Origin of the sequence: Paenibacillus sp. FSL W8-0186, from assembly GCF_037969765.1 — a bacterium.
Taxonomy (GTDB): Bacteria; Bacillota; Bacilli; order Paenibacillales; family Paenibacillaceae; genus Fontibacillus; species Fontibacillus woosongensis.
Map to the genome: position 1 here is coordinate 1,545,938 of NZ_CP150207.1, position 22,528 is coordinate 1,568,465.

Below are 22,528 nucleotides of genomic sequence, written 5' to 3' on the forward strand. Positions count from 1 at the left end.
GGCTTTAGCCACCGGGGGGCTTTTTATAACACATGGGAAAAGCTCGCTAATATGACCGCTAATCAGGACCTGAAGCCTTTGGAAATTACATTGTGTAGATGCACGGCTTACAAGCGGATTACTCAATCAATCCAAGGGATTCATAAACTTTGGTTGAAACGACCCCATTAGGGATAAGGCCATGATCCCGTTGATATTTTTTCAGGGCAGCGGTTGTATCGTACCGGAATTTGCCGTTACAGACTCCGTTGAAGTATCCTGCGCTTTTCAGGCGGGATTGAATCAATTGAACTTCTCCTCCCACGTCCCCTTCGGCCAAAGCCCTGGGATCCTGTTTGGCATTGCCTAGGACATGCCCGTGTATCGTTACTTTGGTGCCGATCGGAATCATGTCATATAGCTCCATCACGTCTCTATTTCGCATCCGTACGCAGCCATGGCTTAAGTGCTGCCCAATGGAGTAAGGCTTGTTTGTGCCATGGATGCCATAGGTTCCCCAGGGGACGTTCAATCCCAGCCAGCGAGGGCCAAAAGAAGGCCCCCAATCGGTTCCTTTGTATATTATTTTGTATTCCCCGACGGGGGTGGGCGTGGACGGGTTACCTACCGCAACGGGATACGTTTTGAATTTTTCCCCCTGTGCCCGGACAATCAGCTTATGGTACTGTGGGTAAATCTCAATCGTATACAGCCCTTCGTCGGCTACGATCGGCAGCGAAGGGTCTTCATGAGCCTGAACGTAATGGGGGAAGGTTCCCCAGCCGCAAAAGACCATTTCCGCAATCATAAGCATACAAACGAATAAAGCCGATCTGAGCGGCATGCTGATTCTGGCAGTAAGTTTTATAGTCATCATTTCACCATAGAATTTAATTTACATATAGTTTGTGCTAAAGTCCGGCTTTCATACGGCTAAAAAAATAGCACAAAAAAGGAGAGCTTCTCGCTCTCCTTCAGCTTGTTGCATACGTATTTAATATCTTATTCAACCAACCCAGCCTGGCGCAGGAATTGGCGTAGCGCGGAGGCAGCCGTCTCGCGCGTTGTCGGCGCAGTTGGACGGAAGCTCTGGCCGCTGTCGCCCATGTCGCCGCTAATGATGCCAGCCGCTGACAGCGATTTAACGCTCTCTACAGCATAACCTGCAATACTGGCTTCATCTTTATAAGCTTTAAGCGACGGATTGGCCGTCTTTAGCTCCGTGCCCGTGAGCTGTAAGGCCCGGGCCAAAATAGCGCTCAGCTCCTGGCGGGTTACATGGACATTTGGCGAGAATTTGCCATCGCCTGTGCCTCGAATCAGCCCAGCCTCGAATGCGGCCGCCACATCGTCTGCATACCAAGCTGCAGCGGGCACGTCCGAGAATGTGACGGAGCCGCTTGCTTGCAGGCCCAGCGACCGGACGAGCAGGGAGGTGAACTCGGCGCGCGTCAGATTGTTCTTCGGCGAGAACGTGTCTGCCGAGGTACCCTCAATGATGAACTTGTTCGCCAGAGCAGTAATATCGGAAGCTGCCCAGGAGCTGGCGATGTCTTTGAATTCTACATGACGTCCGACCGCAGCATATACGGAGAAGCCGGGACGGCTGACCGTAACTAGCGTAGAACCATCTGCCTGCTCTTTAACTACGGAGGCTACGGGACGAATCTTTCCGTTGGATTCGTAGAGTACGCCGGCCTGATTGGCTCCGATTTTGCCGGGAATTGTGAAGGAGCGCTTAATAAATGTGCTGCTTGGCACCTCCACAGGTTTCTTAGCGGAACCCGAAATCCAGTTTGCCTCGAAGGCTGCAGGGGAACCGATGACCGCAGCTCCTGCGGCTTTGGCCGCAAATTTAGATTTGTCCGAATCTGCTTGCGCAATGATGATTTCTAATGCGGCGCCAGCAGGCGCTCCTTTCAGCAGAGATACTGGAATTGCCACGGCAGAGCCTTCAAAACTTACTACTACGGTGCTCTTTGCATTCAGCTTCTGGGATAAAAGCTGAATTTGCTCAGCGTTAAGCCTTACCTCGCTGCTGTGTTTATCATTGCCGGGAACGGGAATGATAATGGCTGCTGTCTCGTTGCCGACCGATCCCAGCACGGAGTTCAAATCATCATCACGGATAAGAGCCGCCGTGGAACTATTTGCATCACCGTTGACTGGAGCAATCACCACTTGCCTTAGGCCTTGTTCGATGACTGCGCTGGCTGCTGCGCTAATGTCGGCAGCTTGTGGTGCGGGGATGTCAGGCGCGTTCGCAGCCGGAGCAGGATTCACGCCAGGAGTTGCTCCCGGAGCACCGCTTGCTCCACCACCACCACCACCGCCACCACCACCGCCGGCGTTACCGCCAGTGTTGCTCGAACTAAGATCTACCCGGAAGGACGTAATGCCCTGATATAAAATCGGCTCATCGCCTTTTTTTGCTAACTCACCACTTGGTGTAAGCTGAGCTGCGACAACGTATATTTTATAAGTTCCGCTACTGAGCTGAGCAGGAGTTAGCGTTGCGTTACCTTGCTCGTCATAAAGATAATACTTGCTGCCGATGTCCGGTATAGTATACACGCCAGGCGCAAAACGCTGATTTAGATCATCCATCATATCACTTGCGAAATAGCCTAAAGTCTCATCCTCCAAGCTCACAACATCAACGACATAATAGTTGGTGTCTGCCGCAGTTAATCGGAAAGATAGCTCTGCGGTTTGCTGGCTGCTTCGTTTAGGATAAACAACCGAATGGGTAAGCTTCACTTCCTGGATTCCGAACCCATTATCGGGCAGCTTGCTGCCTACATATATGGTGAAAGGCAAATGAAGATCAGGCTTGCCAGCGCTGACCAGATTGATCTGACCTTGATAGAAGCCTTCCTTCGCATCGTCTGCGACAGTCAAGTCGAGCCTAATGACGGAAGCCGACTTGGCAGCTGCGGTGATCGTGGTCTTATCAAGCGTGACATCTACCCCTGAACCCGCATCGTGCCACGCTATGGAAGCTTCATAGGCTACATCATAATCCGCCGTATTTTTAAGCTGCAGGTTTTTGGCGGCTACGCCTCCTGGAGCAATGATGCCGAAGCTCGCCGAGGAGTTATAATTAATGACGTTTTTCGGCGAATAATTGGTGTCCAGAATCGTTATCGGCTCCAGAGCCTGCAGCAATGCTGGCGTGCTCGTCGCCTTGCTTGCATTAACGCGCCCTGCGCCCTGCTGGTACACATCGTATAAATCGTTATTCTCATCTCTGATTACATCTGCCGTGTTAGCAAGAGCAGCCCTAATATCGAACGGTGTCCAATCCGGATGCTGCTGCTTGAGCAGGAGCGCTAAGCCAGATACATACGGGGTAGACATACTGGTTCCGTTGTTGCGCAAATATGCCTGATCATAGGAAGCGTTTGGATCGCTTTTGCCATACGCTGGATAAGTGGACAATATATTTACACCTGGGGCCATGACATCCGGTTTAATGCTTAAGTTGGCATCAGCGTTTGGCCCCCAGGAGGAAAAGCTGGCCAAAGTATCGCCTTTGCTAATTAGTGGTTGATAATCCGTTCCAAAAGTAAACTGGAGCGCTAAATCCGGGTTCTCCATCATGGCTTTGACTAATTCGCGTCCTTCTGCGCCCTTCATATCAAAGGTAGGTATAAATAGAGGATTGTCGCCAAGCGTGGTGTCGATATAATCGTCTCTATCTGCGTTAGGTGGATCTAAGTCAGCATCATCCCCGTCGTTGACGCCATTGAAGATTACGATTGCTTTGGCGCCGGATATGCCTGCATAAATCACTTTCTCAGTGAAGGTTAGCTTGCCGCGCGAGGCCAAAACGACTTTGCCGGCAACATCCTTGTTGGCATAGTCTGAGAGACTGCCAAGACCAACGTATACTACTTCATACGGATCGTCACCGAGAATCTGAGCGAAATTCTCCTTGCCGCTCTCCCAGCCTATGGCACGGGGGGCGGATAAACTATAAGTTGCAACCGTCACCGAGACAGGGGTGCCGTTGGCAGCTGTTCCAGTATGATCTACCAAAGCAGCGTCTAGATGGACTGAGTATATTTTGCTGTCGCTCGTAACGGCGCCAACGGCAATTCCCAGCTGCGAGGTTGCGGGCGATCCCATAGAATATTGTCCTGGCCCGGCATTTCCGTTCGCAGAGACGACGATGATTCCGGACAGGACGGCATTATTAATAGCGATGGCATCCGGAGAGTTGACGTTCTTCTCAGCGTCTGAGCCTAGCGACAGGTTGATGACATCCATACCATCCTTTACGGCCCGTTCAATGCCGTCAATAACCTGGGCGGATGTGCCGGACGCCGTTTCGGGATCTGTCAGATCCCGTCCAAGCACTTTGTAGGCATAGAGATCGGCTTCGTAGGCGACGCCTTTTTGGGTAATGTTTGCGGACGTATTGGCCGCTCTACCTACGAGAATGCCCGCGACATGGGTGCCGTGAGCCGTCCCGCCGTACCCGGTTCCATAAGGATCTTCAGCAGAAGTAAGCGGGATCTCTTCATAAGGATCGTTATCGTTGTAGAAAGAGTCGTACCCGCCTTTATATGCATCCTTCAAATCAGGGTGAGTATAATCTACGCCGGTGTCGACGACGCCTACTTTGAGGCCTTTGCCCGTTAATCCTTTGGCCCAAGCGGCATCAGCTCCGATTTGCTTCAGCGGAGTGTCGTCATAATTGATGGCATCAACTGCGGTGGCGGAGGCGATCGGAAGAGCATACCAGGTGCTGTTCTCCTGGATCGATTTGACGCCAGGAATCTCGGCAAGGGATGGAATTTCATTGGCAGGAATTGTTATCTCGAAGCCGTTTAATACCGTGTTGTATTGATAATTCACTTGCAAATCGATGCCTTGGTCCTTCACTTCATTAAGGAAATCCTGCTGTTCATAGTGCACTGCAGATTCTGTCGCCTCAGCAGCAAGCGAGCGAATGCCCATACGGGCGGCATACTTGCCAACGGCGGCAGGCTGTCCTTCGAGTTGTACAATAACACGAACCTTGTTGTGAGAGCTTGTATCGATCTGCGGCGAAATGAATGTCTCTGCGGATTCGGCTGAAGCCGATAAATCGCTGATATGCAGGGGAAGCGAATTTGCTGCCGCAGCGCTGCTTCCGCCAGGAAAAGCCCCGATCAGTAATGCAAAGGCCAGAATAACAGCAAACGATTTACGAATCCATAAACTTTTCTTCAAATAACTCCCTCCACTTGATTAATAGATTTGAAATGAATTCCAGCTTCAATTAGATGTCAGTTGCCAAGTCTATGTTGGCCCCTATACCAATCCTCCTCACACATTAAATGAACGAAACATCATATTTGCTAGTTTAATAGGGGAAAAATACTAAAGAAGATTTTACCATTAGTAATAGATAATTACCATGTCTCTTTAACAGGTTTCTAGTGTAGTAATTTGTATATATTTGTCACAATATCGGATATAATGGAATAACTATACAATTGGGAGGTTTGACTATAAGTTGATAGGATAGCAAGATGCGCGATCTGGATTCCTTACTTCTTGAAATCAGAGCGCGTGCGAAATACGTTTACAAATTAGAAGTGAATACAAAATACATAACTTTTTAATATTTTTTGGAGGTATAAGATGAGCAAAAATGAACAGTCTTCTTCCGGTTATCCGATCTACCGGCACGGGCCGCGTACGAAGGAGTTTCAGCTGGCTTCGGGCGACGCAGAAGCTATGGCTAGAATTGAAGAGCATATTGAGGCACATATTGGAAAAATAGAGGGAGTATACCATGAAATCATCTCGGATTTGGTGCATGTGGATATTTTTATAGTAGCTCCGACTCCAGAGCGGAATTATTATACGCTGGTGACCTGCGGGATGAGCAATCTGCCCATGACTGTACCGGAAGGCGCAGAAAATTTTAAATACGCCGAACTGATGATCTGTTTGCCGCCAACCTGGCAGATGACCGAAGATGCATTCCAGGACGAGAATCATTATTGGCCGGTGCGCTGCCTGAAGCAGCTGGCCAGATTTCCGCATGAATATGACACCTGGTTATTCGCCGAGCATACGATCCCGAACGGCGATCCGGCCGAGCCGTATGCGCACAATACGAAGCTGTCGGGAATGATGCTTACGGTGCCTTCGGTCGTAGATAATATAGAATCTTTTTTTACGCTAACTTTCTCTGAAGATAAGGAGGTGCATTTCTTCAGCCTGCTCCCTCTGTACAAAGAGGAGATGGAACTGAAGATAAACCGGGGGGCCGAGGCCTTATATCCTAAACTGGAAAAGGCGGGAATAAACGAAATTCTGAATCCGACCCGCAAAAATGTTTGCAAAAAAACGTTTTGGATTTTTTAATCTGCTATATATATAGTAGATTCCATAGTATCATCGGCATCATGATGACTGATTTTATTAATATTAAGAAGAAGGTGTCCTGATTTGGAACGTTTCCACCTTTGGGCATTAATCATTTTGATATTCTTGGCTATTCTGTTGGCTATTGGAATTCTGATTGAGAATCTGAGCGCCGGGAGCAGGCCATTACCTCCTCAATCTGAACCAGTTAAGAAGAACAATAAAAGTGAGAAGAATAAAAAGTACCCGACGTGGTTTCATGTTTTATTTGCCATATTGCTGCTTTCCTTCTGTTTGCGTGAGTTAGCGGGATTAGGGCTGTTAATGGTAAGCGGCCCCAAACAGGTAAGCGGAGTAGTTACAGAAATTGAAAAGTCGAGCGGACGGGGAAATAGTTTCCTTAATAAAGTCCATATTGGCAAAATTACAGTGCATTACATTCTGCCGAATGGGATCAAGAAGGGCGAGGTTTATACCATTCAGTACACTCCGCTTACATTGAGACCCATAGGGGTGAAGAGGCTAGGCCATTCCATTATCGAAGAACAATAAGCCAGACCGTTCGCTGCTCATGCTTGAGAACGGTCTGGCTTTCTAGAAGGTATGTCATTTATTCGAATAATTTTCCGTCCTCAATTTGGACGACGCGGTCGCAAAGATCCAGCATCCGCTGGTCATGCGTGACCATAACGGCAGCTTTGCCATGCAGTTTCACTTCATCTGCCAGCATTTGTACGACGTCCCGACCGCGGTCGGAATCCAGGCTGGCCGTCGGCTCGTCGGCAAGAATGATCTCCGGGTCGTTCATCCAGGCCCGGGCGATGGCCACGCGCTGGCGCTCTCCGCCAGACAGGCTGTCCGGATAATGATTCCGCCGATGAGCAAGTCCCAGCCGCTGCAGCAGCTCCTTAGCCTTGGCTTCCGCCATCTTGCGCGGCGTTCTGGCCAGCTTGGCAACGAGCAGCAGTTGATCTATCACCGTCAAATAAGGAATTAAATTGGACGATTGAAACACAAAACCGATCTTGTCCAGGCGAACCTGATTCAATTCGGGAGGAGTCAGTTCGGTAATGTCCTCACCGCCCAAAGAAATCCGTCCACTAGTCGGCGACAGCAGCGCGCCCGCGATGGACAGGAACGTGCTTTTTCCCGCTCCAGATGGACCGACGACCGCTACGAACTCTTCTGCTTTTACTGCAAGGGAGACCTCCTTCAGCACTTTTACTGTTGTTTCCCCATCTCCATATACCTTGGTTATATTCTCCATTAGCAATTTATTGTTCATTACGCAGCCCTCCCAATTGCCTCAATGGCATCGACCTTGACAACCCGGTACAGGGACAGTAAGGAGCCAACGACTGCTACGGCAAGGAACAGCACCGAGCAGAGGACAACGAGCCGCGGGCTGAGGTCGAACGGCATGCCAGCCGGCAAGATGGCGGCTACCCCATAGGTAAGCCCTATGCTGACAGCCAGGCTTGCGACGGAGAGCGTTATGACTTGGGAAATAATATTGCGGGCCAAGTAGCTTGAGCTTGCGCCGATCGCTTTTAGGACGCCGAACTGGTTCATTTTCTGAATGGTGATCACATAGAAGAATACCGCCAGTACAAATGCCGCAATTACGAACAGAAAAGCCACCATCATGAGCAGGGAGCCCTGTTCTTCCTTATATCCGGGTATGCCCTGCAGCGCCTGATCCATCGTAATGACCTCGATCCCCGGCACCGATTCGCTTATTTGATCGGCTTTGGCAGCGCCGGCTTGTAGCGCGACGGCGTTATATTGGAGGCCATCGCCGGTGCCGCCTCTTGAGACAGCCGGTTTTATCGTGCCCCATACCTTGAAATTCACGTGGATAACCGGAGAATGGCTGAAGGACTGCCCCTTCGTGAATCCGACGACCTTAAGCTGCTGACCTGACATTTGCTCCTCCAGGACTTCCCCGAGCGCTATACCTGCCTCTTTAAAAGAAATATCGACGACTGCCTCGTCCGGCGCAATCTCATCGACCATTCGGCCTTCGGCGATGGCCGGGGCCAGCATGCCCTCCGTTTCGATGGCAAACAGCGTGGCGTCAAGCTTCTTTGTTTCACCCCCTTTAGTCACGGCGGTCATTTGCACGCCGAGCGGGGCAGCGGATGACCCGCCTGCAAAATCGCGGATTTCCGCAAGCTGCGCCTCCGGCACTGTGGAACGGGTCAGGCGGTGATCCGAATCTTTTTGTACAATTAAGTAATCCGCATTCATGTTCTGAATGGAGGAGGCATTATCGGAGGACAGGCCTTGGGCTAGTCCAGATACAAACAGCACCAGCCAGGCGATCAGCACCATAATTAATGCAATGAGCAAATACCGCATTTTGGCGTGTTTCAATTCTCTTAAAGCAAGAAACATGACAGCTTCATCTCCTATCTCTTATAGTCTGTCTATCAGGTTCTGAATCAACTATAAGAGTTCTCTATGAACGGAATATGAACGGATCATGTCCAGCTAAATGGGGGCTGATGGTCTGACTACCTTGAGTTACGTTAATCGATGCTTTTCTAATATCTTGGCAGGGTGACATGGAACGTCGTGCCTTTGCCAAGCTCGCTGGCCGCTACGATGCGCCCTTGATGAAGCTCAACGATTTTTTGCGTGATAGCCAGTCCCAGGCCGCTGCTGCCTTCCTTGCGGTTCCTGGCCCGGTCTACCCGATAGAAACGGTTGAACACGTAGGGAAGATCCGATTCAGCAATGCCGATGCCTGTATCCTCGATGTCCACATAGCACTCGGCTTCGGTCTGGCGCAGGCGGATTGCGATAGTGCCGCCAGGCTCCGTGTACTTGATGCTGTTCGTGATGAGGTTGATCCACACCTGATGCAGCAGCTTGTCATCACCCGCGATAAACGCTGAAGGGAGGTCGAGCTCCACGGCCAAATCCTTCTCGCGCCAGCTCCATTCCAGCATGAACAGCACCTGTCTGATCTGGGCGGACACATCGAACATCTGCTTGTCCAGAATCGTCTCTTCCTTATCGAGCGAGGCGAGCATCAGCAGCTGCTTGCCGAGCTGGGACATGCGGCGGCTCTCGTTCTCGATGATGGCCAAATAGCGCCTTCTCTGTTCTTCCGGCAAATCCGCCGACTGAAGGGTGTGCGAGAAGCCTTGAATTGAAGCGAGCGGCGACTGGATTTCATGCGATACGTTGGACACGAACTCCTGGCGCATCTGGTCGAGCTGCTCCAGACTTTTTGCCATTTGCATGAAGGTTCCGGCCAGCTTGCCGATTTCGTCCCGTCGTTTCACTTCAAGCTGGATGTTGTATTTGCCCTGGGCCAGTGTTTTGGTCGCCTCGGTCAGCTTCACGATCGGATTTACAATGTAGCGGGTGCTGACAATGACGAACAGAATGCTCAGCAGAATCGAAAGAACGACCAGCACGGCGAAAAAAATCCTCAGCTCTCCGAACAGGACGCCTACGTTAGGCCTGACGAATAAGGCGTAAACCTCGCCTCCGGCATGCAGAGGCACACCGACTGTATTAATCAGCACGTTGTCAAAGAAGCCGGTGACGAACGGCCCCGTTGTAAATTTGGACACGCCATGGTACTCCTCACCCCGGAGAACGCTTTGTACGACGGCGTCATCCAGCTTCGTCTCCCGGAACGGGTCGCCGAAGTAGCTCCCGTGCTCCTGGGACTGTACCAGATACATCTGGTAGCCGAGCTCGCCTACATGGCTGAAGTAGGATGCCGGATCAAGCTCTGGGTTCTGCTCGTAGAAGGTACTGATGCTCTTGGCCATCGCCGTGATTTTCTGATCGTTGAACGGCTTTAGAAGATGCTGATAATACAGGTTGGAGCCGATGAACGCAATGAGAAAGCTTAAAATCATGACGAAGATCGTCGTGATGACGATGCGCAGATACAGCGATTTCATCGGGGCGCGACCTCCAGCTTGTAGCCTACGCCGCGCACTGTGGTAATGCTGAAATCCCGATGACTGTGCCCAAAGCGGTCGCGAAGGCGTTTGATGTGCACGTCTACCGTGCGGTCATCCCCATCGAAATCAGGACCCCATACGAGCTGAATCAGCTCTTCCCGCGTAAAAATCCGGTTCGGATAGCTAGCGAGCTGTGACAGCAGATCGAACTCTCTCATGGGGATCATAAACAGCTTGCCGTTGCTGTGCACCTCGTAGCTTCGCCGGTCGATGACAGTATCATTCAGCCGGATTGTCTCGGCGTTCACCATCTGATAACGGCGCAGCAAAGCCTTAATGCGGAATAGAAGCTCCTTCGGCTCAAAAGGCTTCGTCAGATAGTCGTCCGTTCCGACAGCGAAGCCCCTCTCTTTGTCGACCAGCTGATCTTTGGCCGTAAGCAGGATAACGGGGAAGTCGTAGAATTCCCGAATCTCCTCGCATAGCTGGTACCCGTCTTTGTTCGGCATCATCACGTCAACGATAGCCAGATGGATCTGCCGGGCGGCAAGGCGGTCAGACGCTTCCCCTCCGTCAGCAGCTTCCACGACGGAATAGCCCTCCGCTTCCAGATAAAAACGTACAAGCTCGCGAATATGCGGGTCGTCGTCGGCAATGAGAATATGGATCACGTATTATGCATCTCCTTGTCTGAACTAAGAAAGATAGAGCTGTAAAATGATAATCCAACTGATGCCAATATACCGCAACTTCTTATCTTTTCACAAATGAGGATGCAGGTATGATTGAAGCAGCCTACTTATGCATCTTCGTGGTAGAATAAGGATAATCTAACCAAGATTAAAGGAGGCTCCATGCGCATGAGGATAACTGCCGCCGAAAGAACTGATTTACAGCAAATTTTGCAGCTTCAATATCAGGCTTACGAGAGTGAAGCCCATATTTATCAGGATGACCAAATACCGCCGTTAACGCAAACGCTGGCGGATTTCATAGAAGAATCGCAGTCGCATACGATATTGAAAGCCGTTCTGGAGGACGGTATGATTATCGGTTCGGCAAGAGCCCGCGAGGGTAATGGAACATGTTATATTGGAAAAGTCATCGTCCACCCCGATTACCAGAATCGGGGGATCGGCACAGCGCTCATTCGGGAGCTTGAGCGGCTATTAGCCCACTGCGCAAGATTCGAGTTGTTTACCGGACATCGGAGCGAAAGAAACCTGTACCTGTATCAGAAGCTCGGATACAGTATTTATCGCACCGAACCGGTACATGAGCGGTTAAATCTCGTCTTCCTGGAGAAACTGATGTACCAGGATGGAAGGGACGAGCTTTTAGCCGCATTCCAGGATTGGATTGCTTTTGCAGTCCAGCTGAAAGAACGGGAGGAAGCTTATTGGAACCAGCCGGTCGCTCCGGGTAAATGGCCGCTTCGAGCCGTTGTCAGCCATATCATGCTGTGGGATAAGTATTTCTATGAACATGCCATCGACAAGATCTATAGACAGGAGCCGCTGACCCTTCGGCATACCGACTATGATGAATTCAACCGGAAGGCGCAGTTGTACGGCGAACAGACAAGCATCGCGAGTTTGGCCGAGCAGGCGATTTTCTACAGAGAGAAGATCATAGCTGCCATCCGATCATTAACGGACGAATCCTACAATAAAGAATACATTGATGCGGACGGGCACCCGTTTTTCGTAACGCAATACTTGAAGGATTTCATCCCGCATGACCAGCACCATATAGCCCAGATGGAGGAGAAGCATGGAGAGCAGCGTTAACCTGTTTCGGGAGGCCTGCCGTAAAGGCTGGAGCCTTGGAAAAAAGCTTCTGCGGACGATTTTTATCGTCATCATGATCTTATTCGGCGTGCTCAGTTTATTGCAAATCGCGTTCGCCCTCATCCTGTGGCTGGACTCCATCGGGACTTAAAGAACAGACAGGAGGCAAGATCCATGAAGCATGTGATGCGTATAACCTTAATGGCCATAATCATATTTATGCTTGCCATTTCGGCAGCCTGCGCGCCAAAGCAAGCCCCAAATGCCAATCAGGGCTCGGAGGCGCCGGAGCAATCCGGGGAGCATGTCCAGCAGCCTGAGAACGGAGCAAATCCACAGGAGAGCGGCAATAATAACAGTCACGGACAGGAAGAGGATTCTGTCCGGGACATGCTGGAACAGCTAAGTACGGCGGAGAAGATCGGCCAATTGGTTATGGTCGGCGTGGAAGGCACGGCACCGGATGATACGGCTCGCCAATTCATTGAATCCTACCATGTTGGCGGATTTATTTTCTACAAGAACAACATTAGCGATACCAAGCAGGCTGTCGGTTTCATCAATGAGCTTAAGAAAATGAATGCGCATAACAGGGTGCCCTTATTGCTCAGCGTTGACGAAGAAGGAGGCCGGGTTTCCCGGATGCCTGAGCAATTCCAAGCGCTGCCCGCTGCGCAGACCATCGGCGCTTCCGGCAGCGCCGAACTGGCTTCCGGCCTCGGAACGGTAGTTGGCAAAGAGCTTGCGGGATTCGGGCTGAACATGGACTTTGCCCCTGTAATGGATATCAACAGCAATCCGGATAATCCGGTGATCGGGAGCCGCTCATTCGGCAATGACGCAAAGACCGTCAGCGAAATGGGAATTGCCATGCTGCAAGGGATCAAGCAAGAGGGAGTCATTCCTGTGGTCAAGCATTTTCCCGGGCATGGCGACACTTCGGTGGACTCCCATTTGGGCTTGCCTGTGGTCGAGCACGATATGGAGCGGCTGCGGAAGCTGGAACTTGTGCCCTTTGCTAAAGCGATGGAAGAAGGGGCGGACGTCGTGATGGTCGCTCACTTGCTGATGCCGAAGCTTGATGCCGAACAGCCCGCTTCATTCTCTAAAGCGGTCATCCACGATGTGCTGCGTGAGGAACTGGGCTTCGAAGGCGTTGTCGTGACTGACGATATGACGATGGGAGCGATCGTAAAGCACTATGACATCGGAGAGGCGGCCGTGAAATTCATTCAAGGCGGGGGCAATATCGTACTGGTTGGACATGAGCGGGAACGGCAGCTTGCGGTAATCGATGCCCTGACTGCGGCCGTCAAGCGTGGAGATATTCCGGCAGAGGTGCTGGACGAACGGGTATACACTATTTTGAAGCTGAAAGAGAAGTACGGATTGAAGGATGATCCGGCCTCCGGCCCCGATATCGAGGCTATTAACGAAGAGATCACGGATATTTTGACCAAATATAAAATCAAGACAGTCAAATGACGCCCTCCTTGCCCTATTTTTACCAGGCGCTGGTATGTCAACAATTGTAACTTTCCGACTTCACAGAACGTCTATAGCCTGACAGGACATAACCTGGCTTAAGGAATTGTGTTTGGACAGGAGGAGGCATCACAATTGCATGATTGGAGAGCGCTTGGATACCCGAGCAAATGGATACTGTACCTGATTCTGTTTATCGCCACACTGATCGGCATGAGATATGTCGTACTTACGCAGCTGCCGGAGGGAGGGAGACCTCCGTATTTATTTATGCTGTGGAACACGTTTTTGGCATGGATTCCACTTGGCCTGGCGATCGTGTTGGATATGGTCAGTTTACTGAGGGGAAAGATGCTGAAGCTGTTGCTGTTCCTTGGGGTCGGGCTGCTGTGGCTGTTTTTCTATCCCAATGCCGCTTATTTGATTACGGATCTGCTGCATCCGTTTAACCGCTATCCTATTTCTTCCGGTATGGGAATTCGGTTCTGGGAGGAAAATTTGTTCTGGGATCATTTATTTACGATACTTTTCGCCGCAATGCTCGGGCTAGCCATCGCCACGGCCTCTTTAGCATCGGTTCATGCGCTCGTGCGCAAATATTTGGGAACGGTTATGGGCTGGATATTCGCTATTGCCGTTTTGCTGCTTAGCAGCTTTGGCGTATACATAGGAAGATTCATTCGCTGGAATAGCTGGGATGTGCTTCAAGACCCTGTACGTATCGTAGGCGAAACAATCATATATTTGATGGATTTCGAATATTTGCGGCATGCGATCGGGTTCTGCAAATGGATATTCCTGATTACTTTATTCTGTTATGTGGCTGCTTATTATTTTGGTATTGCCCAGCAATCGCAGAGTAACAGATAAACGTACTCAATTCTCCTCCATCCGGGTATATACTTCGATTTACAAGCTCTTCAAGGGCGGGAGCTTGCGGCTAATCATCTGAGCCCAAGGAAGAAGGAGTAGAAGAAGGATTGTAAGTGAATAGGGGGCTGGAGGCATGAATATGTACACCAAACGGGAGTGCAGCCAAGGAATTCCCGTTCTGGAAAGTCCGCGTCTCATCTTACGCCGGATTACGCCGGAAGATTGCGAGGATCTGCACCAATACATGATTCATCCGCTAGTACAGCGCACGATTTCGTTTGAGCCGCAGACCTTGCTGTTTCCGGCCCGGCTGTACCGTTATTTTGCGGCATGCTACGAGGGTCTCCGCGATCTCCATTGGGCTATTGAATCGAAGCAATCCCGCAGCATTATAGGGGTCTGTTCTCTGCAGCACTGGGATCGTCTCCAAGGCAAGGCCCGGCTTGGCTATTTGCTGTCTCCGGCATGCTGGCGCCAGGGCTACGCGACGGAAGCTGCCAGATCGTTAATTCATTTTGGTTTTGAATCCTTGGAACTCAACCGGATTGAAGCTCGCTGTTCGCAGGCGAATCCTGCATCGGAGCGCGTTCTGCAAAAATGCGGGATGGCCTATGTCAAAGCGGTGCCGGCTGGATCGGGGAAACGAGGGGAAGAAGAGATGCTTATGCTGTATGCGATAAACCGGGGGTAATATTGCGGATAGGTTATCAAATGACATGGTTTGTTACATAAATGAAATATTACTGTGATCGTTCTCTAACAGTAAGGGGGTACACTTAATACATGACCCCCTTTTGAATATATTTGTCTTTGGAACCCAACGCCGTTCGTATGGGTTCTCTTTTTTTGCCTTTAGAACAAATTTACAGTGGAACGGTTTGTTTGGTTTTGTTTTTGTAATATACCCATTCGGTGAAGCCAATTTCCTTGAGGCGGGCGGCAACGAGCTCCAGCTCATCGGCTACGCGGGAAGGCACATGGGCATCTGATCCGAAGGTGACTTCGACCCCGAAATGCAATGCTCTCTCCAGAATGGAATCCGAGGGGTACCAGCCTCCGGACAGCTTCGTCTTGCCAGAGGTGTTGATCTCTATGGCAACGCCCTCCTCGGCAATGACCTTAAGCGTCTCATCGATCGCTTCGGCTGCAGGAATGTCCGAGAACGCAGGATAGTTGCCCTTCATGGCATCAATATGGCCGAGAATCTGGAACATGCCGCTGCGGGCCGATTCCCGAATTAAGGTGTAATAGGCCTCTTTGTCGGCGATGCGCTGCTTCTCATTGAGCTTCTTCCAGCGATTTTTGTTGAAAATGCTGACGTTGCCGACACTATGAACCGACCCGATGACATAATCGAACGGATACTTCGCCAGCGTTTGGCGGTAGATTTCGGCATGCTCGGGGAAAAAATCAGATTCGATTCCGAGCAGAACGTCGATTTTTCCTTCGTATTCGCGTTTTAGCTGAAGGACTTCCTCGACGTAATTACTAAGCTCCTGCTTCGCCATTGCAATCTTCGGGAATGGCTGCTCCTCCGGACTGCCAAAATACGGAGTGTGATCGCTGATGCCGATAACGGACAGTCCCTCTTTGATTCCAGCCTCGATGTAATCGCGGATGTTGCCGTCGGCATGTCCGCAGCGGAAGTGGTGGGTGTGCAGATCGAATTTCATGCTGATGCTCCTTTTTTAGATTAGAATAGGTTACTCGGAACCGATGAAATGGGTTTCAGGCATACCTTTTAAATCGCCTAGGAATTGCTGCATTGCCGAATTGATATATCGGCCTGATTTATAAATGACGCCGACAGGATGGCTCGTTTCCAGCTCGGGGATGGGGACGTTGAACAGTGAACCCTGGCGGAGCTCCCGCATCACGGATTGCTTGGAAATGATCGCCGCGCCCAAATTGATTTCCACCATTCGCTTCACTTCCTCGCTGCTCGACAGCTCCACGACGATTTCAGGCTCTATGGCATGCTTGCGGAAGACCTCGTCGACGAAGCGTCTGCCTACGGTATCTGGAGACAGCATGATCATGGGAACCTCTTTCAGCATGTCCAGCGTGGGGAATTTCGCCTGAGCCAAAGGGTGAAGCGGAGATACGACGAGAGCGAACGTATCGTAATACAGTACGGACGCATGAACCTGTGGATTATTCTCGATCAAATAGCCGATGCCGATATCAACGAGACCTTGCTCGACATTTTGATAAATTTGCGAGGAGGGCATAGATTGAATCGTCGTTTTGATCAGAGGAAATTGATCTTGGAAATAGGATAGAATCCGCGGCAAAATTTGTATGGCGATTGAAGTGGTCGTGCCTAGCACGATATGTCCCTGCGGGATGTGCTCCATATCGGACAGCTTCTGCTTCAGCTCTTCGACAATATCAAGGATAGCCTCGGCACGCTCCAGAAATACCTGTCCGCGATCGGTCAATTTCACAGGCTGATTGCGGTCGACAAGCACTGTATTGAACTCGTCCTCCAGGCTTTTGATTTGCGCGGAAACTGCGGGTTGAGTCAGGTTGAGCATTTCCCCCGCCTTGCGAAAACTTTTGGTCTTGGAAATCATAAGCAGCGTTTCCAGTTGGCTTATGTTCATCCGAACTCTCCTTTCGCAGCTGTTTGCCAGCTTATTTTGATGCCACGATGGCGAACATGTTCATTTCATTAATTATAGGGGATGATCCCTTCATAACGCAATGCAAGGCATGGCCCCTACTGGAAAGCGTCGGCTGAGAGGATAAAAATGTATAACCCAACAAATTGCATTATTCGATTTTTAATGACTTATTGGTAGGAATAAAGTATAATGTTGTACAAGTGAAAAAACGGGACTTTTGTAATGAATTAATTACTTCCAAGTGTAAAGGGGCGCATAAATAGTGAAAGCGGAAGTGATAAATCCTTTTCTGGAATCCGCACGGTCGGTTATTGAGCAGGTTATTCAGGTTTCACCTTCTACGGGAAATCTTGGAGTCAAGGACATTATTCCGAAGCATGACCATATATGGATACAAATCGGCATGACCGGGCACTACAGCGGCATGGTCGTGTTCGGCCTCCAAGAGACAGTCGCTTTGCGGATCGTCTCGGCCATGATGGGCGGATTTGTACTTACTGAAATGGACGAAATGGGTCAAAGTGCGATTTCAGAGCTTGGCAACATGATCAGTGGAAATGCCAGCACGATTTTATCAAACCAAGGCTACGCCGTCGACATCACTCCTCCCCAAGTCATCAAGACCGACACAGCCATGAATGACGCAACCCCTCGCAAAGCTTTATGTATCCCACTGCTGATGGATGGCATAGGAGAACTGGATATTCAAGTCATGATCTCTTAGAATAAGAATAGCATTTACGGAACCGGGAACTAGCTCTGAAATTGCGTTTTTGGATGCTGGTTCTTTATTTCTGTCCGGGCAATCTTTTTAGAAGAGAGAGGACGATAACCATGTCGTTACAAAATCAGGTCGTTGTCGTTACGGGAGCTTCAAGCGGAATAGGAGCATTGACGGCCAGAATGCTGTCGGAGCGGGGTGCGGACGTCATCCTGGCAGCTCGCTCGGCCGATAAGCTGGAGAAGATCGGAGCGGAGCTTCGAGGCCCTTTCAAGCTGCTGACGATGGATGTAGGAGACGACCTGTCCGTGGCTGACGGTTTTCAAGAAATTTTCGCACAGTATGGCCGGGTGGACTGCTTATTGAACAATGCCGGCTACGGCAAATTTACATATTGCGACGAAATGCCGCTTGCAGAATTTTCCGCCATGATGAACGTAAATTACATGGGGGTTGTAAGATGCACCAAGGCTGTTCTTCCTTATATGAAGCAGGCCCGTGCCGGACGGATCGTCAACGTCGCTTCCCTTGCGGGCAAGCTGGGCACAGCGAAATCGACGGCCTATGCGGCCACGAAGCATGCCGTCCTGGGCTTCAGCAGCGCGCTTCGTCAGGAGGTCCGGGAATATGGCATAAAAGTAACAACAATCAATCCAGGGCCGATCGACACTCCGTTTTTTGATTTGGCTGATCCTACCGGTCATTATGTGAATAACGTGAAAGGGCTCATGCTGAAGCCGGAACGGGTCGCGAGAGCGATTGTCGCTGCCGTGGAGAAAGGGCCGGTGGAAGTGAATATGCCATGGGCTTTCGGAGCGGGCGCGAAGTTTTATCAGTTGTTTCCACGTCTTGCGGATAGGCTGAGCTACCGGATGTTAAATAAGAAATAGAAATTGGACCGGCTGGATTCAGCCGGTTTTTTTAAGGCTTGCGGTCCTGGAATAAAAATCATGGCGAATTTGGTGGGATTTGCTGTTATCGCATATAATGAAAGATATGACTTTTACGTGAGGATGAACAGAGATGAATACGACAAGTTTTGCTGGATTAGGTATCGAGGAGCCGCTGCTGTCCAGATTGGCGGAATACGGCATTAACGAGCCGTCGCCAGTACAGGCGGAGAGTATTCCTGCAGCGCTGAGCGGCCGTGATGTGCTGGCCCAGTCACAGACAGGAACGGGAAAGACGCTGGCTTATTTGCTGCCGGTGCTGCAAAAGATGAATACTGCGGAGAAGACGCTGCAGGGAATCGTGCTGGCGCCGACCCAGGAGCTGGCGATGCAAATTTACCGTGAAGCCGAGAAATATGGCGAGACGCTGGGCGTAGGTGTCCAAGCCCTGATCGGCGGAGCGGCGATCAAACGTCAGCTGGAGCGGCTGAAGCAGCATCCGCAGCTTGTAGTCGGAACGCCGGGACGAATCCGCGAGATCTTGGCTTTGCGCAAGCTGAAATTGCATACGGTGCGCATGGTTGTTGTCGATGAAGTGGATCAAATGTTCCAGCTTGGCGGGACAGCTGATGTGGAGCATATTTTGCGGGGGACGCTGAGGGAACGGCAGTTGATGTTCCTGTCGGCTACGATCAATGGAGAAATCAGGAATCTGGCCGGAAAGGAGATGACGGACCCCGTAGAGATCGGTATCGAACCCGAGCAGCGTACCGCCAAAAGCCTGGAGCATATTTATTTTCTGACGGAGGAACGCGATAAAATCGATATGCTGCGCCGAATCATCCGGCATTATGATCCGTCCCGGACGATCGTGTTCATTAATCATACGGATAATATTGCTGAAGTCGAGGCAAAGATCAATTACGTCGGCCTTAACGCCGGAGCATTGTACGGGGATGCCGACAAAACGGTTCGGGCCGCAACGCTGCGCCGTTTCCGCGAAGGGAAAATCCGCGTTCTTATCGCCAGCGATATTGCAGCCCGCGGACTGGATATCGAAGAGCTTGAACTTGTTGTCAATCTTGACCCTCCGCCGGACACGGAGCATTATGTGCACCGCGTTGGCCGAACGGGCCGGATGGGGCACAAGGGGCTGGCCGTATCAATCATTTCACCTAAAGAAGAGTTCATTATTCGCAAATTTGCGAGGGAACTGAGAATTACGATTTCCGCTCGGGAAATGTATGCAGGCAAAGTCATTGAGCCGAATGCATCCTCCAGCGGGCGAAGCAAGGCGACTCCAGGGAAAGGCCGGGTTTCAGGCTTATCCGGACAAGGTACCGCTAAACATAGCGGTGCCAAGGAGGGGACTGCCAAACGAACGCCTGCTGTACGAGCAGCCGAGGGGAGAGAGGTTGTATCCGGGAATGCCTCCGGCAGCACCGGGGGGGCAAAACGGGCCGGCACAGGAGCGGTAAAAGGAAACCGCACGAATGGCGGGAGAAAAAATGACCGGGAACAGGACCGCAAGAACAAAGGCGCTCCCCGGTGGCTGAAAGAGAAGCGGAACAAAGAATAGGAATCAAGCAAACAGTATTAAAGAAAAAGGAAGCATTAAGCATTAGGCGTTAAGAATTGAGGAATGGGGGGAACGGTTGTGAGTGAAACGCCCGTTTTGCAGGTAGAAGAACTAAGCGGGGGCTATAGCATCGGTCGTCCTGTGCTGCACGACATTCAATTTGATGTGCAGCCTGGTGAGATGGTCGGCCTGATCGGGCTGAACGGTGCGGGCAAAAGCACGACGATGAAGCATATTTTGGGATTGATGACGCCTCATCAGGGCGGCGTCGTCGTTCAAGGCAAGACGCGCAGCGAGGAGCCAGAGGCTTATCAATCCTCTTTGGCTTTTGTGCCAGAGTCGCCCCTGTTGTATGAAGAGCTGACGGTAAGAGAGCATTTGGAGTTCGCGGCCAGAGCCTACAATGTGGAGCAGAAGGATTATGAGGAGCGATCACAGCGGCTGCTCAAGCTCTTCCATATGGAGGAGAAGGCGGACAGCCTGTCGATGCACCTATCCAAAGGTATGAAGCAGAAGGTCATGATCATGTGCGCTTTCGTCGCCCGGCCTCCGCTCTACATTATTGATGAGCCGTTTTTGGGACTGGATCCGCTGGGCATCCGCTCCCTGCTGGATTTCATGATGGAGATGAAAGAGAGCGGGTCTTCGATTCTGCTCAGCTCGCATATTTTATCAACGATTGAAAACTATTGCGACCGGTTTATCGTACTTCACAAAGGCAGAGTCATCGCCCAAGGGACCCTGAATGAAATCGCCGAGCAGGTCCAGATGCCGGGCGCAACGCTTGAGAACATGTTCTATGCCTTGGTCAAGGATGGGGAGTAAGAGATGGAACTGAGGGCGCTGCGCAGCCGGCGCAAATCAACGTTCTGGGGTCAGATCATCCCTTACCTGCCTTATGTATTTCAAAGTGGAGTCGCGGTCGTGCTCCTCATATTGTGCATTGTATTCTCGGCATGGTACACATCATTCCTTCAGGCGCTGCCTCCGGATTTGCCCGTCCGCTGGATTATGCTGCTTCTGCTTGGGCCGCTGACAGTATATTCCGGGTTTCGAACCTATGTACAGCCGGCGGATGTCGTTTTCCTGCTGCCGCAGGAATCGAAAATGCAGCAATACTTGTCTCCGGCGTATTTTAGCGGGGTAATTTACAAGCTGCTCGGACTCTTCCTGATTGCCGTTACGGCATGGCCGATGTATGCCAGAAGCGGGGCAGCTGCCGTTCCGTTATGGGCACTGCTGCTCGTTCTGCTGCTCCTGAAGGTGCTAAGCGCCTACGGAGCCTGGCAGGAGATTCGAATTTCGACGTCCCGGGCCAGAATGGGCTATCGTCTGCTCCGCTGGTGCTTTATTCTGCTGATGCTTGCGGCGTGGATCTGGCTGCCGGATTGGTGGAAGAGCCTGCTGTTCATGCTGCTGCTGGGCGCGAATTACGTTCTTGCCCTGCGTTTTCCGATGAAGCATGCTGTCCCTTGGGAGAACTTGATTGCTAACGAGAAGGCGGGAGCAGCCCGGACGATGATGATTCTCGGCTGGTTTGTGGAGATACCGGCGGAAGGACAGAAGGTCGTTCGCCGCCGCTGGCTTTCAATGGCGGGGAACCGGATTCCTTGGAAGCCGGGAACCTCGTATCGTTATTTGCTGACGAAGACTTTTGTCAGAAGTGAACTGCTGGGCATCGTCACCCGTTTAACGCTGCTGGGGCTGCTGATCGTATATTGGACGGGACACTCCTGGATTGGGGCAGCGGTTTACCTGTTCTTTATTTTTATTATTGGCACACAGCTTTCCGCGCTTCGCTATGTCCACCGGGATTCTCCGGCTGCTTCCTATTATCCGATTATGCAAGGGGTAAGGATGAAGGAAGTGCTGCGGCTCATTACGCGGCTGCTGTTTGTTCTGGCGGTTATTTTATGGCTGCCTCTGCTGGCGGCTGCGGCAGGCTCCGGTTCAAATCTGCTGATTACCTTAGGCGGACTGGCCGCAGGCATGCTGCTTGTGCTGCTGCTCCGCGCGAACTGGACCCGTAAATGGAGCAGCCTGGAAGAGGATGAATAGAAGCAATTAAATAGGTTTCGCTTAACATCAAAACGCCCTGCAGCTGCAGGGCGTTCTGTATTCCATTCAAAGAGTCGTGGATCAAATAACAAAGGCACGGCTCACAATGACTAACAAAATAAATAGTACGAGGATCACGCCTGTGCTGGTTCCAAATCCAAACCCGCCACAGCTGCCACAACCGCCTCTTATTCCGTCGCTCATATACATTCCCCTTTCCATAATGACATG

21 protein-coding genes are annotated in these 22,528 nt (G+C 51.0%); 12 read left to right on the forward strand and 9 right to left on the reverse strand.

Annotation, left to right across the window (positions count from 1 at the left end; translation table 11 throughout):
* Positions 1-118: 118 nt before the first annotated feature.
* Together MKX50_RS06615 and MKX50_RS06620 are read right to left on the reverse strand one after the other, a co-directional pair.
* Positions 119-775 (reverse strand): L,D-transpeptidase family protein, encoded by a 657-nt coding sequence (locus MKX50_RS06615; RefSeq protein ID WP_339160034.1) that lies wholly within the window; start codon positions 773-775, stop codon positions 119-121.
* Between the two features lie 206 nt (positions 776-981).
* Positions 982-5,199, reverse strand: a complete 4,218-nt coding sequence (locus MKX50_RS06620) for a S8 family serine peptidase (protein WP_339158864.1) — start codon at positions 5,197-5,199, stop codon at positions 982-984.
* Positions 5,200-5,613: 414 nt separating this feature from the next.
* On the opposite strand from MKX50_RS06620, the gene MKX50_RS06625 reads away from it, so the two are divergent.
* Both MKX50_RS06625 and MKX50_RS06630 read left to right on the forward strand, forming a co-directional pair.
* A complete protein-coding gene (locus tag MKX50_RS06625) occupies positions 5,614-6,345 on the forward strand; it encodes a suppressor of fused domain protein (protein ID WP_213589327.1) in 732 nt (243 codons plus the stop codon).
* Between the two features lie 84 nt (positions 6,346-6,429).
* Positions 6,430-6,897: a hypothetical protein gene (locus MKX50_RS06630; RefSeq protein WP_213589325.1), complete on the forward strand. Its 468-nt coding sequence runs from the start codon at positions 6,430-6,432 to the stop codon at positions 6,895-6,897.
* A gap of 58 nt (positions 6,898-6,955) precedes the next feature.
* Here the strand turns inward: MKX50_RS06630 and MKX50_RS06635 are convergent, their stop codons facing one another.
* From MKX50_RS06635 to MKX50_RS06650, 4 genes are all read right to left on the reverse strand, one after another.
* A complete protein-coding gene (locus tag MKX50_RS06635; protein ID WP_213589323.1) occupies positions 6,956-7,630 on the reverse strand; it encodes an ABC transporter ATP-binding protein in 675 nt (224 codons plus the stop codon).
* Positions 7,630-8,742 (reverse strand): ABC transporter permease, encoded by a 1,113-nt coding sequence (locus tag MKX50_RS06640; protein WP_213589321.1) that lies wholly within the window; start codon positions 8,740-8,742, stop codon positions 7,630-7,632. The genes MKX50_RS06635 and MKX50_RS06640 overlap by 1 nt, the downstream gene beginning before the upstream one ends.
* 149 nt (positions 8,743-8,891) lie before the next feature.
* Entirely contained in the window at positions 8,892-10,271 is a 1,380-nt protein-coding gene (locus tag MKX50_RS06645; RefSeq protein WP_213589319.1) for a HAMP domain-containing sensor histidine kinase, read from the reverse strand.
* On the reverse strand, positions 10,268-10,945 hold the full coding sequence (locus tag MKX50_RS06650) for a response regulator transcription factor (protein ID WP_213589317.1): 678 nt from the start codon (positions 10,943-10,945) through the stop codon (positions 10,268-10,270). The genes MKX50_RS06645 and MKX50_RS06650 overlap by 4 nt, the downstream gene beginning before the upstream one ends.
* A gap of 189 nt (positions 10,946-11,134) precedes the next feature.
* Between MKX50_RS06650 and MKX50_RS06655 the strand changes: the two genes are divergently transcribed.
* The 5 genes from MKX50_RS06655 to MKX50_RS06675 all read left to right on the forward strand — a co-directional run bounded on the left by MKX50_RS06655 (position 11,135) and on the right by MKX50_RS06675 (position 15,113).
* Positions 11,135-12,064, forward strand: a complete 930-nt coding sequence (locus MKX50_RS06655) for a GNAT family N-acetyltransferase (protein ID WP_339158868.1) — start codon at positions 11,135-11,137, stop codon at positions 12,062-12,064.
* Entirely contained in the window at positions 12,048-12,215 is a 168-nt protein-coding gene (locus MKX50_RS06660) for a hypothetical protein (protein WP_283927418.1), read from the forward strand. Before MKX50_RS06655 ends, MKX50_RS06660 begins: the two co-directional genes overlap by 17 nt.
* Before the next feature lie 23 nt (positions 12,216-12,238).
* On the forward strand, positions 12,239-13,549 hold the full coding sequence (nagZ, locus tag MKX50_RS06665; RefSeq protein ID WP_339158871.1) for a beta-N-acetylhexosaminidase: 1,311 nt from the start codon (positions 12,239-12,241) through the stop codon (positions 13,547-13,549).
* A 135-nt stretch (positions 13,550-13,684) separates the two neighbouring features.
* Positions 13,685-14,419, forward strand: a complete 735-nt coding sequence (locus MKX50_RS06670) for a DUF1361 domain-containing protein (protein WP_213589310.1) — start codon at positions 13,685-13,687, stop codon at positions 14,417-14,419.
* Positions 14,420-14,555: 136 nt separating this feature from the next.
* Entirely contained in the window at positions 14,556-15,113 is a 558-nt protein-coding gene (locus MKX50_RS06675; RefSeq protein ID WP_339158873.1) for a GNAT family N-acetyltransferase, read from the forward strand.
* Between the two features lie 172 nt (positions 15,114-15,285).
* On the opposite strand, the gene MKX50_RS06680 is transcribed toward MKX50_RS06675, so the two are convergent.
* Positions 15,286-16,095 (reverse strand): histidinol-phosphatase, encoded by an 810-nt coding sequence (locus MKX50_RS06680; protein ID WP_339158875.1) that lies wholly within the window; start codon positions 16,093-16,095, stop codon positions 15,286-15,288.
* A gap of 30 nt (positions 16,096-16,125) precedes the next feature.
* The gene (locus MKX50_RS06685) at positions 16,126-17,028 is read right to left on the reverse strand and encodes a LysR family transcriptional regulator (protein ID WP_213589307.1); all 903 of its coding nucleotides are present in this window, start codon (positions 17,026-17,028) and stop codon (positions 16,126-16,128) included.
* A gap of 283 nt (positions 17,029-17,311) precedes the next feature.
* Between MKX50_RS06685 and MKX50_RS06690 the strand changes: the two genes are divergently transcribed.
* The 5 genes from MKX50_RS06690 to MKX50_RS06710 all read left to right on the forward strand — a co-directional run bounded on the left by MKX50_RS06690 (position 17,312) and on the right by MKX50_RS06710 (position 22,297).
* The gene (locus MKX50_RS06690) at positions 17,312-17,773 is read left to right on the forward strand and encodes a chemotaxis protein CheX (RefSeq protein WP_213589305.1); all 462 of its coding nucleotides are present in this window, start codon (positions 17,312-17,314) and stop codon (positions 17,771-17,773) included.
* A 110-nt stretch (positions 17,774-17,883) separates the two neighbouring features.
* Complete coding sequence (locus MKX50_RS06695) at positions 17,884-18,660, forward strand: SDR family oxidoreductase (protein ID WP_213589303.1); 777 nt, start codon at positions 17,884-17,886, stop codon at positions 18,658-18,660.
* Between the two features lie 133 nt (positions 18,661-18,793).
* A complete protein-coding gene (locus tag MKX50_RS06700) occupies positions 18,794-20,239 on the forward strand; it encodes a DEAD/DEAH box helicase (protein ID WP_339158878.1) in 1,446 nt (481 codons plus the stop codon).
* Positions 20,240-20,317: 78 nt separating this feature from the next.
* The gene (locus tag MKX50_RS06705) at positions 20,318-21,064 is read left to right on the forward strand and encodes an ABC transporter ATP-binding protein (RefSeq protein ID WP_280530400.1); all 747 of its coding nucleotides are present in this window, start codon (positions 20,318-20,320) and stop codon (positions 21,062-21,064) included.
* A 3-nt stretch (positions 21,065-21,067) separates the two neighbouring features.
* Positions 21,068-22,297 (forward strand): ABC transporter permease, encoded by a 1,230-nt coding sequence (locus tag MKX50_RS06710; RefSeq protein WP_339158879.1) that lies wholly within the window; start codon positions 21,068-21,070, stop codon positions 22,295-22,297.
* A gap of 81 nt (positions 22,298-22,378) precedes the next feature.
* On the opposite strand, the gene MKX50_RS06715 is transcribed toward MKX50_RS06710, so the two are convergent.
* Positions 22,379-22,501, reverse strand: a complete 123-nt coding sequence (locus MKX50_RS06715; RefSeq protein ID WP_244996333.1) for a YjcZ family sporulation protein — start codon at positions 22,499-22,501, stop codon at positions 22,379-22,381.
* Positions 22,502-22,528 lie beyond the last annotated feature (27 nt).

Excerpts from the sequence above, each read along its gene's own strand:
- MKX50_RS06615 (WP_339160034.1), bottom strand. The coding sequence starts at position 775 with ATGGTCTTTTGCGGCTGGGGAACCTTCCCCCATTACGTTCAGGCTCAT.
- MKX50_RS06625 (WP_213589327.1), top strand. The coding sequence starts at position 5,614 with ATGAGCAAAAATGAACAGTCTTCTTCCGGTTATCCGATCTACCGGCAC.
- MKX50_RS06635 (WP_213589323.1), bottom strand. The coding sequence starts at position 7,630 with ATGAACAATAAATTGCTAATGGAGAATATAACCAAGGTATATGGAGAT.
- MKX50_RS06640 (WP_213589321.1), bottom strand. The coding sequence starts at position 8,742 with ATGTTTCTTGCTTTAAGAGAATTGAAACACGCCAAAATGCGGTATTTG.
- MKX50_RS06645 (WP_213589319.1), bottom strand. The coding sequence starts at position 10,271 with ATGAAATCGCTGTATCTGCGCATCGTCATCACGACGATCTTCGTCATG.
- MKX50_RS06655 (WP_339158868.1), top strand. The coding sequence starts at position 11,135 with ATGAGGATAACTGCCGCCGAAAGAACTGATTTACAGCAAATTTTGCAG.
- MKX50_RS06660 (WP_283927418.1), top strand. The coding sequence starts at position 12,048 with ATGGAGAGCAGCGTTAACCTGTTTCGGGAGGCCTGCCGTAAAGGCTGG.
- nagZ (WP_339158871.1), top strand. The coding sequence starts at position 12,239 with ATGAAGCATGTGATGCGTATAACCTTAATGGCCATAATCATATTTATG.
- MKX50_RS06675 (WP_339158873.1), top strand. The coding sequence starts at position 14,556 with ATGAATATGTACACCAAACGGGAGTGCAGCCAAGGAATTCCCGTTCTG.
- MKX50_RS06680 (WP_339158875.1), bottom strand. The coding sequence starts at position 16,095 with ATGAAATTCGATCTGCACACCCACCACTTCCGCTGCGGACATGCCGAC.
- MKX50_RS06685 (WP_213589307.1), bottom strand. The coding sequence starts at position 17,028 with ATGAACATAAGCCAACTGGAAACGCTGCTTATGATTTCCAAGACCAAA.
- MKX50_RS06695 (WP_213589303.1), top strand. The coding sequence starts at position 17,884 with ATGTCGTTACAAAATCAGGTCGTTGTCGTTACGGGAGCTTCAAGCGGA.
- MKX50_RS06700 (WP_339158878.1), top strand. The coding sequence starts at position 18,794 with ATGAATACGACAAGTTTTGCTGGATTAGGTATCGAGGAGCCGCTGCTG.
- MKX50_RS06710 (WP_339158879.1), top strand. The coding sequence starts at position 21,068 with ATGGAACTGAGGGCGCTGCGCAGCCGGCGCAAATCAACGTTCTGGGGT.
- MKX50_RS06715 (WP_244996333.1), bottom strand. The coding sequence starts at position 22,501 with ATGAGCGACGGAATAAGAGGCGGTTGTGGCAGCTGTGGCGGGTTTGGA.